We start from the raw sequence: 21515 nt of genomic DNA on the forward strand, positions 1-21515 counted from the left end.
TTCCCCTTGCTGGCCATCCGGCCTATACCGAATAGCGGGACGGCATCGCGTGCCGTGCGCGCCCAGCCCCGATTGGCTTACCATTGACGCCCTCGACAGCGTGCGTGTCCGCGCGTGCCGCGTGAAAGGCACGTTGTCCGTTCCAGTCCGTTCAATTCGCCATCCGCATAGGAAATCCGTCATGGCCTACGAAGCAGCCTCCGAGCGTTACACGCAAATGCAATACCGCACTTGTGGCAGGAGCGGGTTGAAACTTCCTGCGTTGTCGCTCGGTTTGTGGCACAACTTCGGCGATACGACGCCGATCTCCACGCAACGTGAAATTCTGCGCACGGCGTTCGATCTCGGCGTCACGCATTTCGATCTCGCGAACAATTACGGCCCGCCGTACGGCAGCGCCGAAACGAACTTCGGGCGCATCTTCAAGGACGACTTCCGCCCTTATCGTGACGAACTGTTGATCTCCTCGAAAGCCGGCTGGGACATGTGGCCCGGTCCGTACGGCCAGGGCGGCGGCTCGCGCAAATACGTGCTGGCGAGCCTCGACCAGAGCCTGAAGCGCATGGGCCTCGATTACGTCGACATCTTCTATTCGCACCGTTTCGACGCCGATACGCCGCTCGAAGAAACCGCTGGCGCGCTGGCGACGGCCGTGCATTCGGGCAAGGCGCTTTACGTTGGCATCTCGTCGTACTCGGCGTCCAAAACACGCGAGATGGCCAAGCTGCTTGCCGAGCACAAGGTGCCGCTGCTGATCCATCAGCCGTCGTACAACATGCTGAACCGCTGGATCGAAGAAGACCTGCTCGACACGCTCGACGACATCGGCGCGGGAAGCATCGCGTTTACGCCGCTCGCGCAAGGTCTGCTGACCAGCAAGTATCTGAATGGCGTGCCGCAGGACGCGCGCGTCAACAAACCGGGCGGCGGCTCGCTCAAGCAGGAACATCTGAGCGATGCGAACCTCGCGCACGTCCGCAAGCTCAACGATCTCGCGCAGAAGCGCGGCCAGAGCCTCGCGCAGATGGCGCTCGCGTGGGCGCTGCGAGGCGGGCGCGTGACCTCGGTGCTGATCGGCGCGAGCCGCGCGGAGCAAGTCGTCGAGAACGTCGGCGCACTGAAGAATCTCGATTTCTCGAAGGAAGAACTCGCGGAAATCGATCAGCACGCGAAGGAAGGCGGCATCAACCTGTGGGAAAAACCGTCGACGGATCAGCGCATCTGACACGCGTGCGGCCTTTCGCCAGAAGGGTATTTCGAGATATGCGCGGCATCCGTTGCTATCATGCGGACTCGGCGGCTTTTGCGCAGCGATAAGAGTTGCCGCCGAGGCCGGCCACCGGCCGCGCAGTCAGCCGAAAGTGCATTTCTTCTGCACGTACGTTCGCCCACGAGGCGCGCGTGCGCGCCACCGCCGCCGTATCGACGTTCGGACCGCGAAACGACTATCGGGTTAAAATAGCCGATTGCGCCGGGCTGTCAGTTTTTTGCGCGAAGTTCACGCGTGGCGCGGCGTGAATCGCTGTCCTCGCATCGCGGGTTTCGGATCAATCGGCGACCTTCACCATTCGATCGTCCCGTTCGGACAGCGCAGCGCCCCTCGTTGCGCCCTCGTAGCGCGCTTTGTTTTCGACATCGGCCCGGCGTGGCATCCGCCGCCAGCCAGGCGCGAGCGTCAGAGCGTCACCGCTTTCGCACAGTTAGAGCACAGTTCAAGAAGCCATGAGCAACCTTAATTCTCAAACCGTTCTGAGCGTCCATCACTGGACCGACACGCTTTTCAGTTTCACCTGCACCCGCGACAGCTCGTTCCGCTTCGAGAACGGCCAGTTCACGATGGTGGGTCTCGAAGTCGACGGCAAGCCGCTTCTGCGCGCGTACAGCCTCGCGAGCGCGAACTACGAAGAGCATCTCGAATTTCTGAGCATCAAGGTTCCGGACGGCCCCCTGACCTCGCGCCTGCAACATCTGAAAGTGGGCGATTCCGTGCTGATCGGCAAGAAGCCGACGGGCACGCTCGTCGCCGACAATCTGCTGCCCGGCAAGACGCTGTGGCTGCTGTCGACCGGCACGGGCCTCGCGCCGTTCATGTCGATCATCAAGGACCCGGACGTCTACGACCGCTACGAGAAGATCGTGCTGACGCACACGTGCCGTTTCGTCGACGAACTCGCGTACAAAGATTTCATCACCGAGCACTTGCCGGCGCATGAGCATATCGGCGAAATCGTGTCCGAAAAGCTCGTCTATTACCCGACGGTCACGCGCGAGGAGTTCGCGAACCGTGGTCGCATCACCGATCTGATCGAGACCAAGAAGCTGTTCGCCGATCTCTCGGTCGAGCCGTTCTCGGTCGAAAACGACCGCGTGATGCTCTGCGGCAGCCCGCACATGCTGCGCGACACGCGCGAACTGCTCGACGCGATGGGCTTCCAGGAAGGCAGCAACAACCATCCTGGCCACTACGTCGTGGAAAAGGCGTTCGTCGGATAAGCTGTCTCGACGTCGCGATTGCACAAACCGGAGCCTCGCGCTCCGGTTTTTTTTCGCCTCGACGAAATCACCATACGCGCGTCGCTGTTACAAATTGACCACGGTCGGTAGGTCTTTTTCCTACGCATTATGCGCAGCGGACTTGGTAAACGACATGAAGTTCGACCGCCGGAGCCTTGCGCGACATGGATTTATCATTTTTTTGAGATATGATGCGTTTACTTTTTGACGGCGCAGGCCATCCCGTAGTCCGTCAACGATGTTACTGAGTGTAAATTCGGTTACGCCGCTCGTGAGTTACCCGAGGACGTAGCTCCAGTTGCGCTCGAAGCGAGGATAGTGAATGAACCCGTCGGCCACGATCACGCTCGATGAGAGCCCGATTCGCCGCGCTCCGCTGCGCGCGGTTCCATCACCGTCGCCGGAATGCTCCGGCGCGTCGTTTGCCTCACCCTATTCCGCGCTGATCGACGCCAAGCTCAAGGGCGACCGTCAGATTCAGCGTCTCACCGCCCGCGTCCAGGAACTCGCCGCGCTGCTCGCCGCCACCGAAGAGCGCGCGCGTCAGGCGCTCGCGCAAGACCTGCACGACGCGAGCGGCGCCGCGCTCACCGTCGCGAATATCGCGCTCGCTCGCGCCGAGCACTGGCTGCCCGCCGATGCGCCCGCCGCGCTCGACGACGCGCTGCATCAGGCGCGCGCAGCGCTCGCGGATGTCTGCGAGACGAGTCATCGCATCGTCGAGGGATTGCAGACGCCGACTTTCGATGCCAACTTCGCCGCCACGCTGGCCGGCTGGATCGCGGATTTCGGCGCGCGCACGGCGATCGCCGTCGATTTCTCCTGCCCCGACGATGCGCGCCTCGATCGCATGTCGCACGACATGTCGCTCGCGCTCTTTCGCGTGATGCAGGAAGCGCTCGGCAACGTCGCGCGTCACGCGCACGCCGGGCATGCGCGCGTGTCCGTCGCGCTCGACGGACAAGGCGTGATCCTGCTCGTCGAAGACGATGGCGTCGGCATCAGCGCGGCGGCGCGTCGCAAGAGCGGACGCTTCGGCCTTTCCGGGATGCGCGCGCGCTGCGAGGCGCTCGGCGGCAATCTGCGCGTCGCGGCGGCGAAGCCTGCCGGCACTTGCGTGCGCGCGCGTTTTCCGTGGGCTGCGGCGGGTCCGGGCCTCTTCACGCTCAGCGTGGTCAACGCCTGAGGCCGCCGCGATGCTCAGAATCCTGCTCGCCGACGATCACGGCATCGTGCGCCGCGGCGTCGCGCAATTGCTGCTGGAACGCGGCGTCGCATCCGAAGTGCTGGAGGCCGAGACCGGCATGCAGGCGCTCGCGCTCGCCGCGCGTCGCCCGCTCGATGTCGCGATGCTCGACATCTCGCTGCCGGACATCAACGGCATCGACGTGTTGAAGCGTCTCAAGCGCGAAAGCCCGCGTCTGCCGGTGCTGATGTTTTCGATGTATCGCGAAGATCAATATGCGGTGCGCGCGTTGAAGGCGGGCGCGGCGGGCTATCTGTCGAAGACGGCGGACCCCGCGCTGATGATCGGCGCGATTCAGCAAGTCGCCGCAGGCCGAAAATACGTGAGCCCTGAAATGGCCGAAGCCCTCGCAACCTACGTTTCGCTCGATACGGACCGGTTGCCGCACGAGAAACTATCGGACCGCGAATATCAGACGCTGTGCATGCTTGCTTCGGGAAAACGGCTCACTGATATCGCGAACGCCTTATCGCTTTCGGTTAAGACCGTAAGTGTTTATCGCGCGCGGTTGCTGGAGAAAATGAAGCTCGCGAACAATGCAGAGCTTACGTTCTATGTGATGAGCAACCGTCTCGTCGACATGAATCCCGCCATCGCCGGGTAGGTTTTATCTCGTGCTAGATAAAACGGGTGGATCGTAACAAATTGCCGCAATTCTGCGTTGCATGCTCAATGGATAGGCAATCTCTGAGTCTCCGATAAAATATCGGGTTTTCCCGAGGTAACGGCCGCTCGCGCGCGCCAGAAGGAGACTCATCGCAATGTCGTTGTTCCGCAAGAAAAACATCGAGCACATGCTGGCCGGCGCGCACAGCACATCGCTCAAAAAGACGCTCGGCGCCCTGGATCTGACGTTCCTCGGAATCGGCGCGATCATCGGCACGGGCATTTTCGTGCTGACCGGCACCGGCGCCGTCCAGGCCGGCCCGGCGCTCATGATTTCGTTCATCATCGCGGCGATCGCGTGCTGCTTCGCCGCCCTCGCCTACGCGGAATTTTCGTCGACGATTCCGGTCGCCGGTTCCATCTACACGTATTCGTATGCGACGCTCGGCGAACTCGCCGCGTGGATCATCGGCTGGGATCTGATGCTCGAATACGGGCTCGCGACGTCCGCCGTTTCGGTCGGCTGGTCGGGCTACTTGCAGTCGCTGCTCGCCGGCTTCGGCATCTCGCTGCCGACCGCCCTCACCGCCGCGCCCGGCGCGTTGCCCGGCGAGGTCACGTTCTTCAACCTGCCCGCGTTCCTCGTGATGATGGCGATCACCTGGCTGCTTTCGGTCGGCGTGAAGGAATCGACGCGCCTGAACAACATCATGGTCGCGATCAAAGTGACCATCGTGCTGCTCGTGATCGCGGTCGGCGTGTTCCATGTGAAGCCGGCAAACTGGCAGCCGTTCATGCCGAACGGCTGGTCCGGCGTGTTCGGCGCGGCGGCCGTCATGTTCTTCGCGTTCATCGGCTTCGATTCGGTGTCGTCGGCGGCCGAGGAAGTGAAGAATCCGAAGCGCGATCTGCCGATCGGCATCATCTCGTCGCTCGCGGTGTGCGCCGTGCTGTACGTGGCGGTCGCGGCCGTCGTGACCGGCATCGTGCCCGCGCCGCAGTTCGCGAACAATCCGCATCCGGTGTCGTTCGCGCTGCAAGTCGCGGGTCAGAACTGGGTCGCGGGCTTCATCGATCTCGGCGCGGTGCTCGGCATGCTCACCGTGATTCTCGTGATGAGCTACGGCCAGACGCGCATCATCTACGCGATGTCGCGCGACGGCCTCTTGCCCGCGCGGCTTTCGAAGGTGCATCCGCGCTACGCGACGCCGTTCCTCACGACGTGGATCGTCGGCATTTTCTTCGGTCTGATCGGCGCGCTCGTGCCGCTCAACGTGCTCGCCGAGCTCATCAACATCGGCACGCTCGCCGCGTTCTCGATGGTCTCCATCGCCGTGCTGATCCTGCGCCGCACGCATCCTGACTTGCCGCGCGCGTTCCGCTGCCCCGGCGTGCCGGTCGTGCCGATTCTGGCGGTGGCGTCGTGTCTGTTCCTGATGGTCAATCTTCAGGCGATGACGTGGATCGCGTTCGTGCTGTGGCTCGTGATCGGCCTCGCGATCTATTTCCTGTACTCGCGACGCCATTCGGTGCTCGGACGTCGAACGCACGAGCAGCGAGAGACCGTGACGCACTGAGCGTCTTTGCTCGACACAAAAGCGCCGCCCTCGAGGCGGCGCTTTGCATTTGCAGCGGCAAAACCTTGAGTTTGGGACGGACGTTCGCGCCGATAGCGACGCCCGCCGATTTGTGTTTTACTCATTGTCACAAACACATAACACCAATTCCGGCTGAACGCTCACGGCGGCAGATGGCAGGTGCGTGGCGTGAAGCTGGATCGTCCTCACTTAGGAGACAGTGAAAATGGCGCTCAGCATCAGCCTGACGGTCAATGGGAAACCGGTGACCGCCACCGTCGAACCGCACGTTCTGCTCGTCCAGTTTCTCCGCGATCAACTCAGGCTCACCGGCACGCATATCGGCTGCGACACGGCGCAGTGCGGCGCGTGCACCGTCCATCTCGATGGCCGCGCGATCAAGTCGTGCAACATCCTCGCCGCGCAGGCGGACGGCATGGAAGTCACGACCATCGAAGGCATGGCGAAAGACGGCCAGCTTCATCCGATGCAGGCGGCGTTCAGGGAATGTCACGGCCTTCAGTGCGGCTTCTGCACGCCGGGCATGGTGATGAGCGCGAGCGCGCTGGCTGCGCAATCGCCGAATCTCTCCGAAGAAGAAGTGCGCGAGCAGCTCGACGGCAATCTGTGTCGCTGCACGGGCTATCACAACATCGTCAAGGCGGTCTTGCAGGGCGCGCAAAACATGAAAGCGGGCGCCTGATCCCGCGTCAATCCACATTTCACACGATGTATCGCGCCTTTGACCAAGGAGATCGCGATGAATGCCCCTGAGAAACAGAAACTGATCGGCGCTGGCGTGAAGCGCAAGGAAGACTATCGATTCCTGACGGGCGCGGGCCAGTACACCGACGACGTCGTCATGCCGCAGCAAAGCTACGGCGTGTTCCTGCGTTCGCCGCACGCGCACGCGAAGATCGCGCGCATCGATATCGAAGCGGCGCTGAAGTCGCCGGGCGTGATCGGCATCTTCACCGGCAAGGACATGGCGGGCGAAAACGTCGGCGGACTGCCGTGCGGCTGGCTCATCCACAGCACCGACGGCTCGCCGATGCACGAGCCGCCGCATCCCGTCATCGCGCACGACAAGGTGTTGCACGTCGGCGATCAGGTCGCGCTCGTCGTCGCCGAATCGGTGAAGGAGGCGAAGGACGCGCTCGAACTCATCGAGGTCGATTACGACGAACTGCCCGCGACGGTCGATACGGCGAGCGCATCGGACGCGGGCCAGCCGCTCGTGCACGACAGCGTGCCGAACAACGTCTGCTACAACTGGGGCCACGGCGACAAGGCCGCGACCGACGCCGCGTTCGCGAAAGCCGCGCACGTCACGACGCTCGATATCGTGAATCAGCGGCTCGTGCCGAACGCGATCGAGCCGCGCGCGGTCAACGCGAGCTATTCGAAGCACGACGACAGCTACACGGTCTACGTCGCGAATCAGAACCCGCACGTCGAGCGCTTGCTGATGGCGGCGTTCGTGCTGTCGCTGCCGGAATCGAAGCTGCGCGTGATCGCGCCGGATGTCGGCGGCGGCTTCGGCTCGAAGATTTTCCTGTATCCGGAAGATGTCGCGCTGACGTGGGCATCGAAGAAAGTCGGGCGTCCGATCAAGTGGGTGGCCGAGCGCTCCGAAGCCTTCCTCTCCGACGCGCACGGCCGCGATCATGTGACCAAGGCCGAACTCGCGCTCGACAAGGACAACAAGTTCATCGGCATGCGCGTGCATACGACGGCGAACATGGGCGCGTACCTGTCGACGTTCGCATCGTCGATTCCGACCGTGCTTTACGCGACGCTGCTCGCGGGCCAGTACACGACGCCCGCGATCTACGCCGAAGTGAAAGCGGTCTTCACGAACACGGTGCCCGTCGATGCCTATCGCGGCGCGGGCCGGCCGGAAGCGACGTATGTCGTCGAGCGGCTCGTCGAGACGGCGGCGCGCGAGCTGAATATCGATCCCGTCGAATTGAGGCGGCGCAATTTCATCCGCGAGTTTCCGTACGCGACGCCGGTCGGTCTCACGTACGACATCGGCGATTACGACGCGTGCCTGAATCGCGCGCTGGAACTCGCGGATGTCGCGGGTTTCGCAAAACGGCGCGACGAATCGAAGCAGAAGGGCAAGCTGCGCGGCATCGGCTATTCGTGCTACATCGAAGCGTGCGGGCTCGCGCCGTCGAACGTGGCGGGCGCGCTCGGTGCGCGTGCGGGTCTCTTCGAAGCGGGCGAAGTGCGCGTGCACCCGACCGGCTCCGTCACCGTCTTCACCGGTTCGCACAGTCACGGACAGGGCCACGAAACGACGTTCGCGCAAGTGGTCGCGGACCGGCTCGGCATCGCGATCGAGAACGTCGAGATCATTCACGGCGATACGGGGCGCATCCCGTTCGGCATGGGCACGTACGGCTCGCGTTCGATTTCGGTGGGCGGCTCCGCGATCATGAAAGCGCTCGATAAAGTCGAAGCGAAGGCGAAGAAGATCGCGGCGCATCTGCTGGAAGCGTCGGCGGAAGATATCGAGTTCACCAACGGCGTGTTCCGCGTGAAGGGCACCGATCGCACGAAATCGTTCGTCGACGTCTCGCTCGCCGCGTACGTGCCGCACAACTTCCCGCTCGAAACCATGGAGCCGGGCCTCAACGAAAACGCGTTCTACGATCCGACCAACTTCACGTATCCGTCGGGCGCGTATGTGTGCGAAGTCGAGGTCGATCAGGACACCGGCGAAACGCGCATCGAACAGTTCACGGCCGTCGATGACTTCGGCAACGTCATCAATCCGATGATCGTCGAAGGGCAAGTGCATGGCGGGCTGGGGCAGGGCATCGGCCAGGCGATGCTCGAACGCTGCGTCTACGATGACAGCACCGGCCAGTTGCTCTCCGGCTCGTTCATGGATTACGCGATGCCGCACGCTAGCGATCTGCCGAACTTCACCGTCGAGACCGCGAAGGGCACGCCGTGCACGCACAATCCGCTCGGCGTGAAGGGCTGCGGCGAAGCGGGCGCAATCGGTTCGCCGCCGGCGGTCATCAACGCGATTCTCGATGCGCTCGCGCCGCTCGGCGTGAAGGACTTGCAGATGCCCGCGACGCCGCATCGCGTGTGGACCGCGATGCATAACGCTCAACGCGCCTGAGGAGACCGGCAAATGTACTCATTCGACTATCAGAAAGCGGACGAAGCGAAGGCGGCGGTCGCGGTGCTTTCCGCCAACGGCGACGCCAAGTTCCTCGCGGGCGGCCAAAGCCTCTTGCCGACGATGCGCCTGCGGCTCGCACAGCCCTCGGCGCTCGTCGACGTGACGCGCATCGCGTCGATGAAAAACGTCACGCTCGACGGCGACAAGCTCACGATCGGCGGCGCGGTGTCTCATGCGGCGGTCGCATCGAACGCGGATGTGCAGCGCGCGCTGCCGGGGCTCGCGGATCTCGCGGGACGCATCGGTGATCGACAGGTTCGCGAGCGCGGCACGATCGGCGGCTCGCTCGCCAACGACGATCCGGCGGCGTGCTATCCGTCAGCCGTGCTCGCGCTAAACGCGACGGTCGTGACCGACAGAAGGCGCATCGCCGCGGACGATTTCTTCATCGACATGTACACGACCGCGCTCGAACCCGACGAGCTCATCACGGCCGTCGAGTTTCCGCTGGCCGAGCGCGCGGGCTACGAGAAGTTTCGCAATCCCGCGTCGCACTTCGCGCTCGTCGGCGTGTTCGTCGCGAAGTTCAAGGACGGCGTGCGCGTCGGCGTGACGGGCGCGGCGTCTTCGGTGTTTCGTCCGGCGGAGCTGGAAGCGGCGTTGTCGAAGGACTTTTCGGTGGCATCGGCGCGCGGCGTGACGATCTCGCCCAACGAGCTGAACGCGGACATGCACGCGAGCGCCGAATATCGCGCGCATCTGATTCCGGTGCTCGCGGGCCGCGCGATCGAGCGCGCGATGTCGTTCTAGTCCGCGATGACGGAACAGGCGCCGCAATCCATCGACGAGACGCTCGCGCGCTTGCGCGAGCATCGCTACTTCGCGAACCGCGAGCTCGCGACGGCGCTTTTTCTCGCGCTGAAGATGCAGCGGCCGCTCTTTCTCGAAGGCGAGCCGGGCGTCGGCAAGACCGAACTCGCGAAGGCGGCGGCGGGCTTGTGCGGCACGACGCTGCTGCGCCTGCAATGCTACGAAGGGCTCGATACCGCGAGCGCGCTATACGAGTGGGACTATCCGCGGCAGATCATGGCGCTGCGGCTCGCGGAGGCGTCGGGCGAAACGCCGTCGAACGATTCGCTGTATCGCAGCGAGTTTCTGCTGAAGCGTCCGCTGCTTCAGGCCTTGCTGCCCGATGCGTCGAATCCCGACGCGCGCCGCGTTCTGCTCATCGATGAAATCGACCGCGCCGACGAGCCGTTCGAAGCGTTTCTGCTCGAATTGCTGTCGGACTTTCAGGTGTCGATTCCGGAGTACGGCACGGTGCGCGCGGCGCAACCGCCGCTCGTCGTGATGACGTCGAACCGCACGCGCGAAGTCCACGATGCGTTGAAGCGGCGATGCCTCTATCAGTGGATCGGCTATCCGCAGCGCGATGTCGAACTGGCGATCGTCGCGGCGCGCGCGCCCGAAGCGGGGCAGGCGTTGCAGCAGCGCGCCGTCGCGTTCGTGCACGAGCTGCGCACGCTCGATCTCTTCAAGGCGCCGGGCGTCGCGGAAACGATCGACTGGTGCCGCGCGCTCGCGGCGTTGTCGGTGACGGAACTGGATCCGCAATCGGTGCAGAACACGCTCGGCGTGCTGCTGAAGTATCAGGACGATCTCGCGCGCATGGACGCCGATACGCTCGCGCAATGCCTCGCGGCCACGCCATGACGACCACGATGGAACCGTTCGCGCGCAATGTCGTCCATTTCGTGAGGCTTCTGCGCGGCGCGGGGCTCGGCATGTCGCCGGCGCACGCGGTCGATGCGCTCGACGCGTTGCGCTTCGTCGATCTGAATCGCCGCGACGATGTGCGCGCGACGCTCGCGTGTTTGCTCGTCCACGCGAGCGACGAACGCGACATCTTCGATGCGGCGTTCGATCTTTTCTGGCGCGATCCCGACTGGGAAGGCAAGCTGCGCGCGCTGTTGCTGCCGAAGGTGAAGAGCGGCATGCCGCCGCCGAAGCGCAACAACCGTCTCGCCGATGCGTTGGCGACGCGCGCGGCGGCATCGTCGACAACGCCGCCGCCGGAATCGAAGCCGGAAGAGGCGCACGCGCGCATCACGTTCAGCGCGCAGGAACGCTTGAGCCATCGCGATTTCGACACGCTCAGCGCCGACGAATGGCGCACGCTGCGGCATCAGATTCGCGCGCATCGGATGCCGCTCGCGACGGAACCGACGCGCAGGCTGAAGGCGGGCTCGCGCGGCACGCATGCCGATCTCAAAGCGAGCGCGCGACACGCCGTGCGCTCGGGCGGCGACTGGACCGTGTGGAAATATCGCGCGGCGGTCGAGCGCAGACCGCCGCTCGTGTTGCTGCTCGACATTTCCGGCTCGATGAGCGCGTATTCGCGCGCCGTGCTCTACTTCTGTCACGCGCTATTGCAATCGCGCGAGCGTCTGCAAGTGTTCCTGTTCGGCACGCGGCTCACGAACGCCACGCGCGCCTTGCGCGAACGCGATCCCGATGTCGCCATTGCCGCGCTCGGACAGAACGTCGCGGACTGGTCCGGCGGCACGCGCATCGGCGCGACGCTCGCGGAGTTCAATCGGCGCTGGGCGCGGCGTGTGCTGGCCGGTCGGGCCACGGTGCTGCTCGTCACCGATGGCCTCGATCACGAAGCCATCGACGTGCTCGATGCCGAGATGCAAAGACTCAGGCGTTTCGCGCATCGGCTGGTGTGGCTCAATCCGCTGCTGCGTTTCGCCGATTTCACGCCGCGCGCGCGAGGCGTGCGCGCGATCCTGCCACACGTCGATGCAATGCTCGCGGCACATAACCTCGACAGCCTCGGCGCGGTCGGAGCCGAACTGGCCGCGCTGTCACGGCACACTGGAGACACGAGATGGAACTGACCGAAACACACACGTTGCCGGTGCCGCAGGCGCGCGCGTGGGAAGCGCTGAACGACACGTCGATCCTGAAGGTCTGCATTCCGGGCTGCGACAGCATCGACGCCGATGGCGAGAACGCCTACAACGTCGCGATGACGGCGGCGGTCGGTCCGGTGAAAGCGCGCTTCAAGGGAAGAATGGAGCTGACGAATATCGACGCCCCGCATACTTACACGATCGTCTTCGAAGGGCAGGGCGGCGCGGCCGGCTTCAGCAAGGGCAGCGCGACCGTGAACCTCGAACCCGGCGACGAAGCCGACACGACGAAGCTCAGTTACAGTGCAAACGCGCAGGTCGGCGGCAAGCTTGCGCAGATCGGCTCGCGGCTCGTCGACGGCGCGGCGCGCAAGATCGCGGGAGAATTCTTCAAGCGATTCAGCGCGCAGCTGCAAGGCGGCCAGGAATCGCAAGATGCAGCCGCCGACCAAGACGAAAGCGGCGCAGAAGAGAAGGAAAAGGGAAAGAAATCATGGACAGCGTGGATCTCGAAGTCCTGAAGAACAGCGCGCGATGGCTCGAAGAGGGACATCGCGTGCTGCTCGTGACGGTCGTGAAGACATGGGGCTCGTCGCCGAGACCCGAAGGCGCGATGCTCGCCGTGCGTGACGATGGCCACGTCGTCGGTTCGGTGTCGGGAGGATGCATCGAGGACGATCTCATCGATCGCGTGCGGCAGCGGGGCATCGAGCAGACGAAGCCGGAAGCGGTGAAGTACGGCATCAGCGCGGAAGAGGCGCATCGCTTCGGCTTGCCGTGCGGCGGCACGATCCAGCTCGTGCTGGAGCCGCTGACGATGGAAAGCGGCATCTCGGAATTGTGCGCGGCGGTGGAAAGCGGCAGGCTCGTCGCGCGCACGCTCGACATGGCCACGGGCGCGGCGCGCCTCGAACCGGCGCAGGCCACCGACGGCGTGCTCTTCGACGACGCGCATCTGCTGACGATTCACGGCCCGCGTTACCGGATGCTCGTGATCGGCGCGGGGCAGTTGTCGCGCTATCTGTGCAGTATCGCGGTCGGGCTGGATTATCAGGTGACCGTGTGCGATCCGCGCGAGGAATACACGGAAGAGTGGAATGTGCCCGGCACGACGATCGTGCGAACCATGCCCGACGACACGGTCATGGAGATGAAGCTCGACGAACGCTGCGCGGTCATCGCCCTCACGCACGATCCGAAGCTCGACGATCTCGCGCTGATGGAAGCGCTGAAGACGCCCGCGTTCTACGTCGGCGCGCTCGGTTCGCGGCGCAACAACGCGGCGCGGCGCGAGCGTCTGAAGGAGTTCGATCTCAGCGAGGCCGAACTGGCGCGGTTGCATGGGCCGGTAGGCATTTATATCGGCAGCCGGACGCCGCCGGAAATCGCGGTGTCGATTCTCGCGGAAGTCACGGCGGCGAAGAACGGCGTGTCGTTGCCCGAACTGTTGCAGGTGGAAGGCGCGAAAGCGGCGCGCGAGGTTGCCGGAAAAGGCGAAGTCTGCGGCATCTGATTATTACAAAATCCTGACGAAACGCGGCCCGGACGGGCGCGACGGCTATATAATAATCATTCTCATTTGCGTGGCAAGCTTCGGCTGACGCGCAGCCGTTTCCCTTTCAGCTCAACGATTTAGTCGAATGCCCGGCAAGTTTTTGACCGGCGATGACCAGCGCGCACCCGCCCGCGCCGATGCATCGCCCGACTCGCGCTCGTCCGCGAACAAGCGCCACATCAGCCAGCGCGCGCTGCGCGTATGGTCGATCGTGCATCGGTGGACGAGTCTCGTCTGCACGGCGTTCATGTTGCTGCTGTGTCTGACCGGCTTGCCGCTCGTGTTCGGCCACGAACTCGACATCCTCACCGGCGATGCGATCGAAGCGCCGGCGCTACCTGCATCGCAGGCGAATGCGCGCGCGAGCTACGACGCGGTGTTGCGCGCGGCGCTGAGCGAGCATCCGGGCCATGTGCCGCAATACATGATCTGGGAGCCGGACGATCCGCTTTTGCCGGTCGTCGTCACCGCGCCGAAAGCCGACACGCCGCCCGACGATACGCTCAGTACGACCGTCGATGCGCGCACCGCCCAGCCCCTCGGCATGCCGCCCGGCAAAGGCTCGCTCAAGTTCGTGCTGCTGAAGTTGCACGTCGACATGTTCGCCGGCCTCTTCGGCAAGCTCTTTCTCGGCGCGATGGGCGTGGTGTTTCTCGCGGCGATCGTGTCGGGCATCGTCGTGTATCTGCCGTTCTGGCGAAAGGTCGGGCTCGGGCGCGTGCGCCTGAAGAAGAAGCGGCGGATCGTGTGGCTCGACTGGCATAACGCCATCGGCATGTTGACGCTCGGGTGGGCGTTGCTCGTCGGCGCGACGGGTTCGATCAACACGCTCGCCGATCTCATGCTCGAAGCATGGCGCAACGATCAGCTCGCGCAGATGGTCGCGCCGTATCGTGACAAGCCGCCGGTCGTCGTGCGCGCTTCCATCGACGATGCCGTGAAGACAGCGCAACGCGTCGCGCCCGAGATGATTCCGTCGTTCGTCGCGTTTCCGGGGACGCGCTTCGCGAGCCCGCATCACTATGCCGTGTGGATGCGCGGCGACGGCATTCTGACGACGCGGATCATGCGACCTGTGCTCGTCGATGCATCGACGGGCGCGCTCACCGATTCACGCGAGTTGCCGTGGTATCTGAAGGTGCTGCTCGGCTCGCAGCCGCTGCATTTCGGCGATTTCGGCGGCATGCCGCTGAAGATTTTCTGGGCCGCCTTCGATGTGCTGACGATCGTCGTGCTCGGGAGCGGGCTTTATTTGTGGCTGACGCGGCATAACCCGCGGAAGGGGAAGGGGACGTCGGCCGCGTGGTCGACGTCCCGAATCCCTCAAATCAACCCGCAAACAATCGCCGCAATCAGCGACGCCGCCACGATCACCACGCCCGCTGTGCGCTTCTTGTTCAGCTCGGTCCACAGCAGCACGCCGGTAAGCGACAGCAGGATGATGCTGCCCGCGAACGTATCGATGAGCAGCACCCAGCCCACGCTTAGGCCAACGCCCTTGTGCAGGTTGGTCATCATCGCGAGGAAGGTGTTTTCGGTGCGCTTCACCGACACGAAATTGTTGCCGACCCAGTACTCCGCCATCACGCTGCCGCCCGGCGATGCCACCATCACCGACCATTGTTCCGGCTGCATCGTGCTCTTGTCGCCCCAGCCGACCGGATGCGCCGGTTCCTTGCGCGCGCGTCCGAGATTGCCGTCGATCTCCAGTTCCTTCTTCAGCCACGCGCCCATGTCGCGCGGCGACTTGAAGCCTTCGGCGGGCAGCGGCATCTGCATCTGCGAAACCTGCGGCTCGCCGGTCGAAATGCGCAGCGGCGGCGCGCGGTGATTCAGCAGAAAACCCGTCGCGCCGAACAGCAGGCCCAGCAGCGCGCCCCACAAGCCGACCCAACCATGCACCTTGCGCAGCCACTTCAGGAAGGTCGAGCGGCGCGAGCGATTCTTGCGGACGATCTGCTCGGCATCGTCGATGAGACGCCCATGCGGACGGTAATACGTCGAGCCGCCCGTCGCGGACGGCGGCGTATTGAGGGTTTCAGGCGCGTTCACGCGTCTCTCCAGAATTCGGGCGTTGGCAGGCAAAGCCGCGCCCCGATCGGCTAAACGCGCACGCGCGCGCGGCGATCGATGTCAGGCGGGCAAATGAGAATTGTTATCATTACATGCCGAAAAGCGCTTTTCAACGCTTTGCGATCGCCTGACAGTCCGTGAATGTCACAAAAAATTTCAAACGGGCCAAAGCGGGCCTTCCTGCATCGCGCCGACTTGCTCGCGCAATTCGAGGATTCGGTCTTCCCAGTAACGTTGCGTGTTGAACCACGGGAAGGCGGCGGGGAACGCCGGATCGTTCCAGCGGCGCGCGAGCCACGCCGAATAATGAATCAGCCGCAGCGTGCGCAGCGCTTCGATCAGATGCAGTTCGCGCGGATCGAACTCGCAAAAATCTTCGTAACCGGCGAGCAGATCGGTGAGCGCGCGCGATGCATCCGCGCGTCCGGCGGGCAAGAGCAGCCACAAGTCCTGAATGGCCGGGCCCATGCGGCTGTCGTCGAAATCGACGAAATGCGGGCCCGCGTCGGTCCACAGCACGTTGCTCGGATGACAGTCGCCGTGCAGACGCACGTGCCGCACATCGCCCGCGCGCTCGAAACATCGCGCGACGCCTTCGAGCGCCATCGACACGACGGCTTCCCACGCTTCGCGCACATCGGCGGGAACGAAGCCGTGCGTCAGCAGGAACTCGCGCGGTTCATAGCCGAAAGTGTCGATATCGAGCGTCGGCCGCTCGCGATACGGCTCGACCGCGCCCACCGCGTGAATCCGCCCGATGAAGCGCCCGAGCCATTCGAGCGTGTCGCTGCGATCGAGGTCGGGCGCGCGTCCGCCGCGCCGCTCGAAGATGGAGAAGCGAAAGCCGTCGAATTCGTGCAGCGTCGTGCCATCGAGCGCGCGCGCGGGCACGGCCGGAATCTCGCGCGCGACGAGACTCGCGACGAACGCGTGCTCTTCGAGAATCGCCGCATTCGACCATCGTTTCGGCCGATAGAACTTCGCGACGATCGGTGCGCCGTCCTCGACGCCCACCTGATAGACGCGGTTTTCGTAGCTGTTGAGCGGCAACAGGCGGCCATCGGTGCGCGCGCCTGCGGGCATCAGCACGCGGTCGACTGCATCGAGTACGCAATCGGGCGTGAGGCCGGAGAAGGGCGGCGCGTCGTCGGCGGGCGCGCCCTGGGAGTCGGGATGGATCGAGTTCATCCCGGCATTGTGCCGCAATGCGGCGCGTCGCTTCTTAGTGCACGACCGTGTTCGACGGGCGCACGACATCGCCCGTATCGATCAGGTCTTCGAGAAAGAACGGCTCGGTATTGAGCAGTTTGGTTACGCCAGGCTCGCCCGCGTACCAGGCGACCATGGCCATGTCGCCGAGAATGCGCATCACGATGCCGCGCGCGCCCTGAGGCACGGCAATATGCACGGAGCGGACAATCGAACCGATTTGCATGATGAATCCCCGTTTCAACGCCGGCTGGGATTGAAGCGCCGGTCATATGTTTTCACCAAGCACAGGCTTTTCACGGCTCGTGCACCAGACAATCGCCGCGTCGCTGTTGCGGGAAGCGCGACACGCGCGGCTTTCATGAACGATTGTGCTCTAACTTTAGCGCATGGCGGCGCGTCGGCGCGACGCCATTCGCTTCGTTATGTTGCCGATCGCAGACGAATAGCAGCAATTAATGGGCTACGTGGCCGGATCGCGGCTTGCTTATCAGGCAAAACCCTGAGGATCGGCGTATCGTCGAGAGTTTTTTCAGCAGAGACTTCATTCGTGGATGCTAACGCAAACCGGGCCGCCGATGCCGCTCCGTATCTCGAACGCGGCTCGCGCGCCTATTGGCGTGCTTCGCTCGCGTTGCTGTTCGCCGGTTACGCGACTTTTTCGCTGCTCTACTGCGTGCAGCCGTTGCTTCCCGAGTTCACGAAGGCGTTCGGCGTCAGTCCGGCGGTCAGCGCGCTCGCGGTGTCGGTGAGCACGGCGGCGTTGGCGATCGCCATCTTCATCGCGGGATTCGTCTCGGAAAGCTGGAGCCGTCATCGGCTGATGACGCTTTCGCTGCTCGCGTCGTCGGTGCTGACGGTGATCGCCGCCGTGCTACCGGACTGGCACGCGCTGCTCGTCGTGCGCGCGCTCGAAGGCTTCGCGCTCGGCGGCGTGCCCGCGGTCGCGATGGCGTATCTCGCGGAGGAAGTGCATCCCGAAGGCCTCGGTCTCGCGATGGGACTCTACGTCGGCGGGACGGCCATCGGCGGCATGGCCGGGCGCGTGATCAGCGGCATCCTCGCGGATCTTTTCGGCTGGCGCGTCGCTATCGGCGGAATCGGGCTGCTGGGTCTGCTCGCCACGCTCGCGTTCCGCTCGCTGCTGCCGCCGTCGCGACGCTTCAAGCCGCGGCGCGGCGTCGGGTTCGCGCATCATCGGCGCTCGCTCGGCGGGCATCTGCGGCATCGCGGTTTGCCGTTTCTGTTTCTCATCGGCTTCGTGCTGATGGGCAGTTTCGTCACGCTCTACAACTACGTCGGATATCGGTTGCTGGGCGCGCCGTTCGACCTGAATCAGACGCAGATCGGCGCGATCTTCACCGTGTATTTGACGGGCGTGGTCGCGTCGCCGTGGTCCGGCAAGATGGCCGATGTCTTCGGGCGCGGCCGCGTGCTGATCGCAAGCCTGGTGCTGATGATGCTCGGCATCGCGTTGACCTTGTCGAACGCGCTGCCGGTGATCATTGCGGGTATCGCGTGCCTGACGTTCGGCTTCTTCGCAGGGCACTCGGTCGCGAGCGGCTGGGTCGGACGGCTCGCGATACAAGCGAAAGGCCAGGCGGCCGCGCTCTATCTGCTCGCGTATTACATAGGGTCGAGTCTGATCGGATCGTACGGAGGGCACTTCTGGACCGCATTCGGATGGAAGGGCGTCGCCGGGCTGATCGGCGCGCTGCTGCTCGTCGGGATTGCGGGCGCGGTGCATCTGAACCGGCGCGAGCACGCTGTCGTCTGAACAATCGAAAGCCGATTGAAATAAGCCGAAGCTAAGGGTTTTTCCGCGTCCGCTTAAAAATAGGTGCCTGCAAGTCCTTGTCGCGCAAGGCTTTCGTACGTTTTCGTGGTTTGCCGTCGTACGAAGTTGGGCTAACGCCTTCGTTGGCGCGGCCTATACTCGAATCGTCGATGCAGCTTTTCACACGCGACGATAAAGCCAGAAGCAGGACGATGGGAGACGCACCATGACGACGTATTTCACGATCGGCGACTTCATTCTGATCATCCCGATGGCGCTCGCTGGCGCGCTGTTCCTCGGGGCCATTCCCTGCGCGACGCATCTGAGAAACAACGTACTGCGCGTGTTCGGCGCATTGCTCGGTGTGCTCGCCGCCTTTCTGCTCGTCGAAGGATTGCCCGCGCTGATATAGCAAGCGCGCCGTTCAGGGCGCGCTTGCGAAAGGTGCTTCTATTACAGATGAGCGCCGAGGAAGGTCAGCGTGCGTCCGTGCGCGAGCGCCGACGCCTTCCCGTTATACGACGCGCGATCGCCGCAGTTGAAGCCGTGGTCGGCTTGCGCGTAGACATACAGTTCCGAATCCTCGCGGCCCGCGAACTTCTGACGGACGGCATCGACGGCATCGGCGGGAATGTGCGCGTCGAGTTCGCCGTAATGGAACTGCATCGGCACCTTGACCTGATCGGCCTTGTCGAGCGCGTTCTGAATGCCGCCGCCGTAATAGGCCACCGCCGTATCCACCGAACCCTCGGCCGCCGCGAGATACGCGAGCCGGCCGCCGAAGCAATAGCCGATCGCCGCAATCTTGCCCGTCACTTCGGGCAGCGCGCGCAGCGCTTTCGCAGCCGCGCCGACGTCCGCGACAGCGGCATCGAGCTTGGTCTTTTGCAGCAGTTCCATCGCCTTTTCGCGATCCGCGCCTTCGTAACCCAGCTCGACGCGCGGCTGCGTGCGCCAGAAAACATCGGGTGCGAGGGCGACGTAGCCATCGGCGGCGTATTGATCCGCGACGCTGCGAATGTGGCCGTTCACGCCGAAGATCTCCTGCAGGATGATCACGGCGGGTCCGGTGCCTGTCTTCGGCAGCGCGAGATAGCCTTGGAAGCTGCCGCCATCGGCCGGAATGTCGATCCAGCGTGAAGTCGTGGAAACGGTCACGTCAAACTCCTTGTGTGTGGGAATGCAGGCGTGTGAGTTTGCCAGCTTTCCCTTTCAGTCGCCCTGAACGTCCGCGCGCCCTCTGGCACGCGCTTTGACGCGCAGCCGGTTTTTAGAGGCGCCGATCTAAACGCCAGCTAAAAACAGTCATTAAAAAACAGGCTAATGGTGCCGATGGGCAGCGATTATCGGCGCGCGTCTGCCGGACTCGAATGACGGCCAAACCTTTGCGCGCCGATGTCGCGCAAACCCGCATGCACAGGGCTTCTTCACGCGAACGCCACCACAAACGGCGGCGCATCACAACTGGCCGTTAATTGGTAGTGACACCACTATCTTAAAAAACTTCCCTAAATTAATTTGACAACCCTACACTTGCGCGCAGTGCGGATGGCGGCTGCCACGAACGGCCTGCCGGAAGGACTTGCCAAGTGCATGACGATGCATCCGGCGTGGTCGTCCACGGGACTGAGCGATCGTGATGAAAGACGGGGCACAGGGCGATTACGTTGTTTTTGGGACCGAAACTGGAGACTTACATGAACACCAAGCTTCACAAACTGTTGCCGATCAGCGCCGCAGCCGTGCTCTTCGCGACGTTGGCAACGTCCGCAGCAGCCGACCAGGTCGTCAAGATCGGTCACGTCGCTCCGCTGACCGGCGGCATTGCTCACCTGGGCAAGGATAACGAAAACGGCGCGCGGCTCGCAGTCGAAGAGATCAACGCCAAGGGCCTGACGATCAACGGCCAGAAGGTCACGCTCGAACTCGACGCGCAAGACGACGCGGCCGACCCGCGCACGGCGACGCAAGTCGCGCAGAAGCTGGTCGACGACAAGGTCGTGGGCGTCGTCGGTCACCTGAACTCCGGCACGTCGATCCCGGCGTCGAAGATTTATAGCGACGCGGGCATCGTGCAGATTTCCCCGTCGGCGACGAACCCGACCTACACGCAGCAAGGCTTCAAGACGACGTACCGCGTCGTCGCGACCGATGCGCAGCAAGGTCCGGCGCTCGCCAACTACGCCGCGAAGAACCTGAAGGTGAAGAGCGTCGCCGTGGTGGACGACTCGACGGCATACGGCCAGGGTCTCGCAAACGAGTTCGAAAAGACCGCCAAGTCGCTCGGCCTGAAGGTGATCTCGCACGACGCGACCAACGACAAGGCCGTCGACTTCCGCGCGATTCTGACGAAGATCAAGGGTGAGAACCCCGACGCCGTGATGTACGGCGGCATGGACGCAACCGGCGGCCCGTTCGCCAAGCAAGCCAAGCAGCTCGGCCTGCGCGCCAAGGTTCTCGCGGGCGACGGCGTCTGCACGGAAAAGCTGTCGGATCTCGCAGGCGATGCGACCGACAACGTCGTGTGCTCGGAAGCGGGCATGGCGCTCGAGAAGATGGACGGCGGCAAGCAGTTCGCGGAGAAGTTCCAGAAGCGCTTCGGCCAGCCGATCCAGATCTACGCGCCGTTCACGTATGACGCGGTGTACATCATCGTCGACGCGATGAAGCGCGCCAACTCGACCGATCCGGCGAAGATCGTCGCCGCGATGCCGAACACGGACTACAAGGGCGTGATCGGCGAGACGACCTTCGATTCGAAGGGCGATCTGAAGCACGGCGTGATCTCGCTGTACAACTACAAGGGCGGCAAGAAGACGCTGCTCGACGTCGTGAAGATGTAATTTCCTTCGGACTTCTCGAAGTCCAGAGAAGCGCGCGGTTCCGAAAGGACCG

Annotated in this window: 19 protein-coding genes and 1 pseudogene; 16 read left to right on the forward strand and 4 right to left on the reverse strand. The window is 63.7% G+C overall.

What is annotated here, in order from left to right; translation table 11 throughout:
* Window positions 1-181 precede the first annotated feature (181 nt).
* The 13 genes and pseudogenes from mgrA to LDZ23_RS14235 form a co-directional block, all read left to right on the forward strand.
* On the forward strand, window positions 182-1225 hold the full coding sequence (gene mgrA / locus LDZ23_RS14175) for an L-glyceraldehyde 3-phosphate reductase (RefSeq protein WP_008352347.1): 1044 nt from the start codon (window positions 182-184) through the stop codon (window positions 1223-1225).
* Between the two features lie 497 nt (window positions 1226-1722).
* Window positions 1723-2493 (forward strand): ferredoxin--NADP reductase, encoded by a 771-nt coding sequence (locus LDZ23_RS14180; protein ID WP_008352345.1) that lies wholly within the window; start codon window positions 1723-1725, stop codon window positions 2491-2493.
* 343 nt (window positions 2494-2836) lie between these two features.
* Entirely contained in the window at window positions 2837-3700 is an 864-nt protein-coding gene (locus LDZ23_RS14185; protein ID WP_008352343.1) for a sensor histidine kinase, read from the forward strand.
* A 10-nt stretch (window positions 3701-3710) separates the two neighbouring features.
* The gene (gene rqpR / locus LDZ23_RS14190) at window positions 3711-4364 is read left to right on the forward strand and encodes a response regulator transcription factor RqpR (RefSeq protein WP_008352341.1); all 654 of its coding nucleotides are present in this window, start codon (window positions 3711-3713) and stop codon (window positions 4362-4364) included.
* A gap of 157 nt (window positions 4365-4521) precedes the next feature.
* A complete protein-coding gene (bcaP, locus tag LDZ23_RS14195; protein WP_008352338.1) occupies window positions 4522-5943 on the forward strand; it encodes a branched-chain amino acid transporter BcaP in 1422 nt (473 codons plus the stop codon).
* A gap of 226 nt (window positions 5944-6169) precedes the next feature.
* Window positions 6170-6646 (forward strand): (2Fe-2S)-binding protein, encoded by a 477-nt coding sequence (locus LDZ23_RS14200; RefSeq protein WP_008352336.1) that lies wholly within the window; start codon window positions 6170-6172, stop codon window positions 6644-6646.
* A gap of 57 nt (window positions 6647-6703) precedes the next feature.
* Window positions 6704-9085 carry a xanthine dehydrogenase family protein molybdopterin-binding subunit gene (locus tag LDZ23_RS14205; RefSeq protein WP_008352335.1) on the forward strand — a complete coding sequence of 794 codons (2382 nt, stop codon included), beginning with the start codon at window positions 6704-6706 and terminating at the stop codon, window positions 9083-9085.
* A gap of 12 nt (window positions 9086-9097) precedes the next feature.
* Window positions 9098-9898, forward strand: coding sequence for an FAD binding domain-containing protein (locus tag LDZ23_RS14210; RefSeq protein ID WP_008352333.1), 801 nt, complete (start codon window positions 9098-9100; stop codon window positions 9896-9898).
* Window positions 9899-9904: 6 nt separating this feature from the next.
* The gene (locus LDZ23_RS14215; RefSeq protein ID WP_008352332.1) at window positions 9905-10801 is read left to right on the forward strand and encodes an AAA family ATPase; all 897 of its coding nucleotides are present in this window, start codon (window positions 9905-9907) and stop codon (window positions 10799-10801) included.
* Window positions 10798-11991 (forward strand): vWA domain-containing protein, encoded by a 1194-nt coding sequence (locus tag LDZ23_RS14220; protein ID WP_033536462.1) that lies wholly within the window; start codon window positions 10798-10800, stop codon window positions 11989-11991. The genes LDZ23_RS14215 and LDZ23_RS14220 overlap by 4 nt, the downstream gene beginning before the upstream one ends.
* Window positions 11982-12527 carry an SRPBCC family protein gene (locus LDZ23_RS14225; RefSeq protein WP_008352328.1) on the forward strand — a complete coding sequence of 182 codons (546 nt, stop codon included), beginning with the start codon at window positions 11982-11984 and terminating at the stop codon, window positions 12525-12527. The genes LDZ23_RS14220 and LDZ23_RS14225 overlap by 10 nt, the downstream gene beginning before the upstream one ends.
* Entirely contained in the window at window positions 12500-13519 is a 1020-nt protein-coding gene (locus LDZ23_RS14230; RefSeq protein ID WP_008352326.1) for an XdhC family protein, read from the forward strand. Before LDZ23_RS14225 ends, LDZ23_RS14230 begins: the two co-directional genes overlap by 28 nt.
* Window positions 13520-13646: 127 nt before the next feature.
* A pseudogene (locus tag LDZ23_RS14235) lies at window positions 13647-14816 on the forward strand (PepSY-associated TM helix domain-containing protein); the annotation flags it as partial.
* A gap of 68 nt (window positions 14817-14884) precedes the next feature.
* Here LDZ23_RS14235 and LDZ23_RS14240 read toward each other — a convergent pair.
* From LDZ23_RS14240 to LDZ23_RS14250, 3 genes are all read right to left on the reverse strand, one after another.
* Complete coding sequence (locus LDZ23_RS14240) at window positions 14885-15613, reverse strand: PepSY-associated TM helix domain-containing protein (protein ID WP_008352312.1); 729 nt, start codon at window positions 15611-15613, stop codon at window positions 14885-14887.
* A gap of 177 nt (window positions 15614-15790) precedes the next feature.
* Window positions 15791-16822 (reverse strand): serine/threonine protein kinase, encoded by a 1032-nt coding sequence (locus LDZ23_RS14245; RefSeq protein ID WP_008352310.1) that lies wholly within the window; start codon window positions 16820-16822, stop codon window positions 15791-15793.
* A gap of 34 nt (window positions 16823-16856) precedes the next feature.
* Window positions 16857-17069 (reverse strand): hypothetical protein, encoded by a 213-nt coding sequence (locus LDZ23_RS14250; protein ID WP_008352308.1) that lies wholly within the window; start codon window positions 17067-17069, stop codon window positions 16857-16859.
* Window positions 17070-17393: 324 nt separating this feature from the next.
* Here LDZ23_RS14250 and LDZ23_RS14255 point away from each other — a divergent pair, with 324 nt between their 5' ends.
* Together LDZ23_RS14255 and LDZ23_RS14260 are read left to right on the forward strand one after the other, a co-directional pair.
* Window positions 17394-18620 (forward strand): MFS transporter, encoded by a 1227-nt coding sequence (locus LDZ23_RS14255; RefSeq protein WP_008352306.1) that lies wholly within the window; start codon window positions 17394-17396, stop codon window positions 18618-18620.
* Window positions 18621-18846: 226 nt separating this feature from the next.
* A complete protein-coding gene (locus tag LDZ23_RS14260; protein ID WP_008352305.1) occupies window positions 18847-19032 on the forward strand; it encodes a hypothetical protein in 186 nt (61 codons plus the stop codon).
* Window positions 19033-19073: 41 nt separating this feature from the next.
* Here LDZ23_RS14260 and LDZ23_RS14265 read toward each other — a convergent pair whose 3' ends face one another.
* Window positions 19074-19778, reverse strand: coding sequence for a dienelactone hydrolase family protein (locus LDZ23_RS14265; RefSeq protein WP_008352303.1), 705 nt, complete (start codon window positions 19776-19778; stop codon window positions 19074-19076).
* A gap of 539 nt (window positions 19779-20317) precedes the next feature.
* Between LDZ23_RS14265 and LDZ23_RS14270 the strand changes: the two genes are divergently transcribed.
* Window positions 20318-21463 (forward strand): branched-chain amino acid ABC transporter substrate-binding protein, encoded by a 1146-nt coding sequence (locus tag LDZ23_RS14270; protein ID WP_008352302.1) that lies wholly within the window; start codon window positions 20318-20320, stop codon window positions 21461-21463.
* The last annotated feature ends 52 nt before the right edge of the window (window positions 21464-21515 follow it).

The sequence above is a fragment of the Caballeronia zhejiangensis genome, from assembly GCF_022879815.1.
In the GTDB taxonomy this organism is placed as follows: Bacteria; Pseudomonadota; Gammaproteobacteria; order Burkholderiales; family Burkholderiaceae; genus Caballeronia; species Caballeronia zhejiangensis.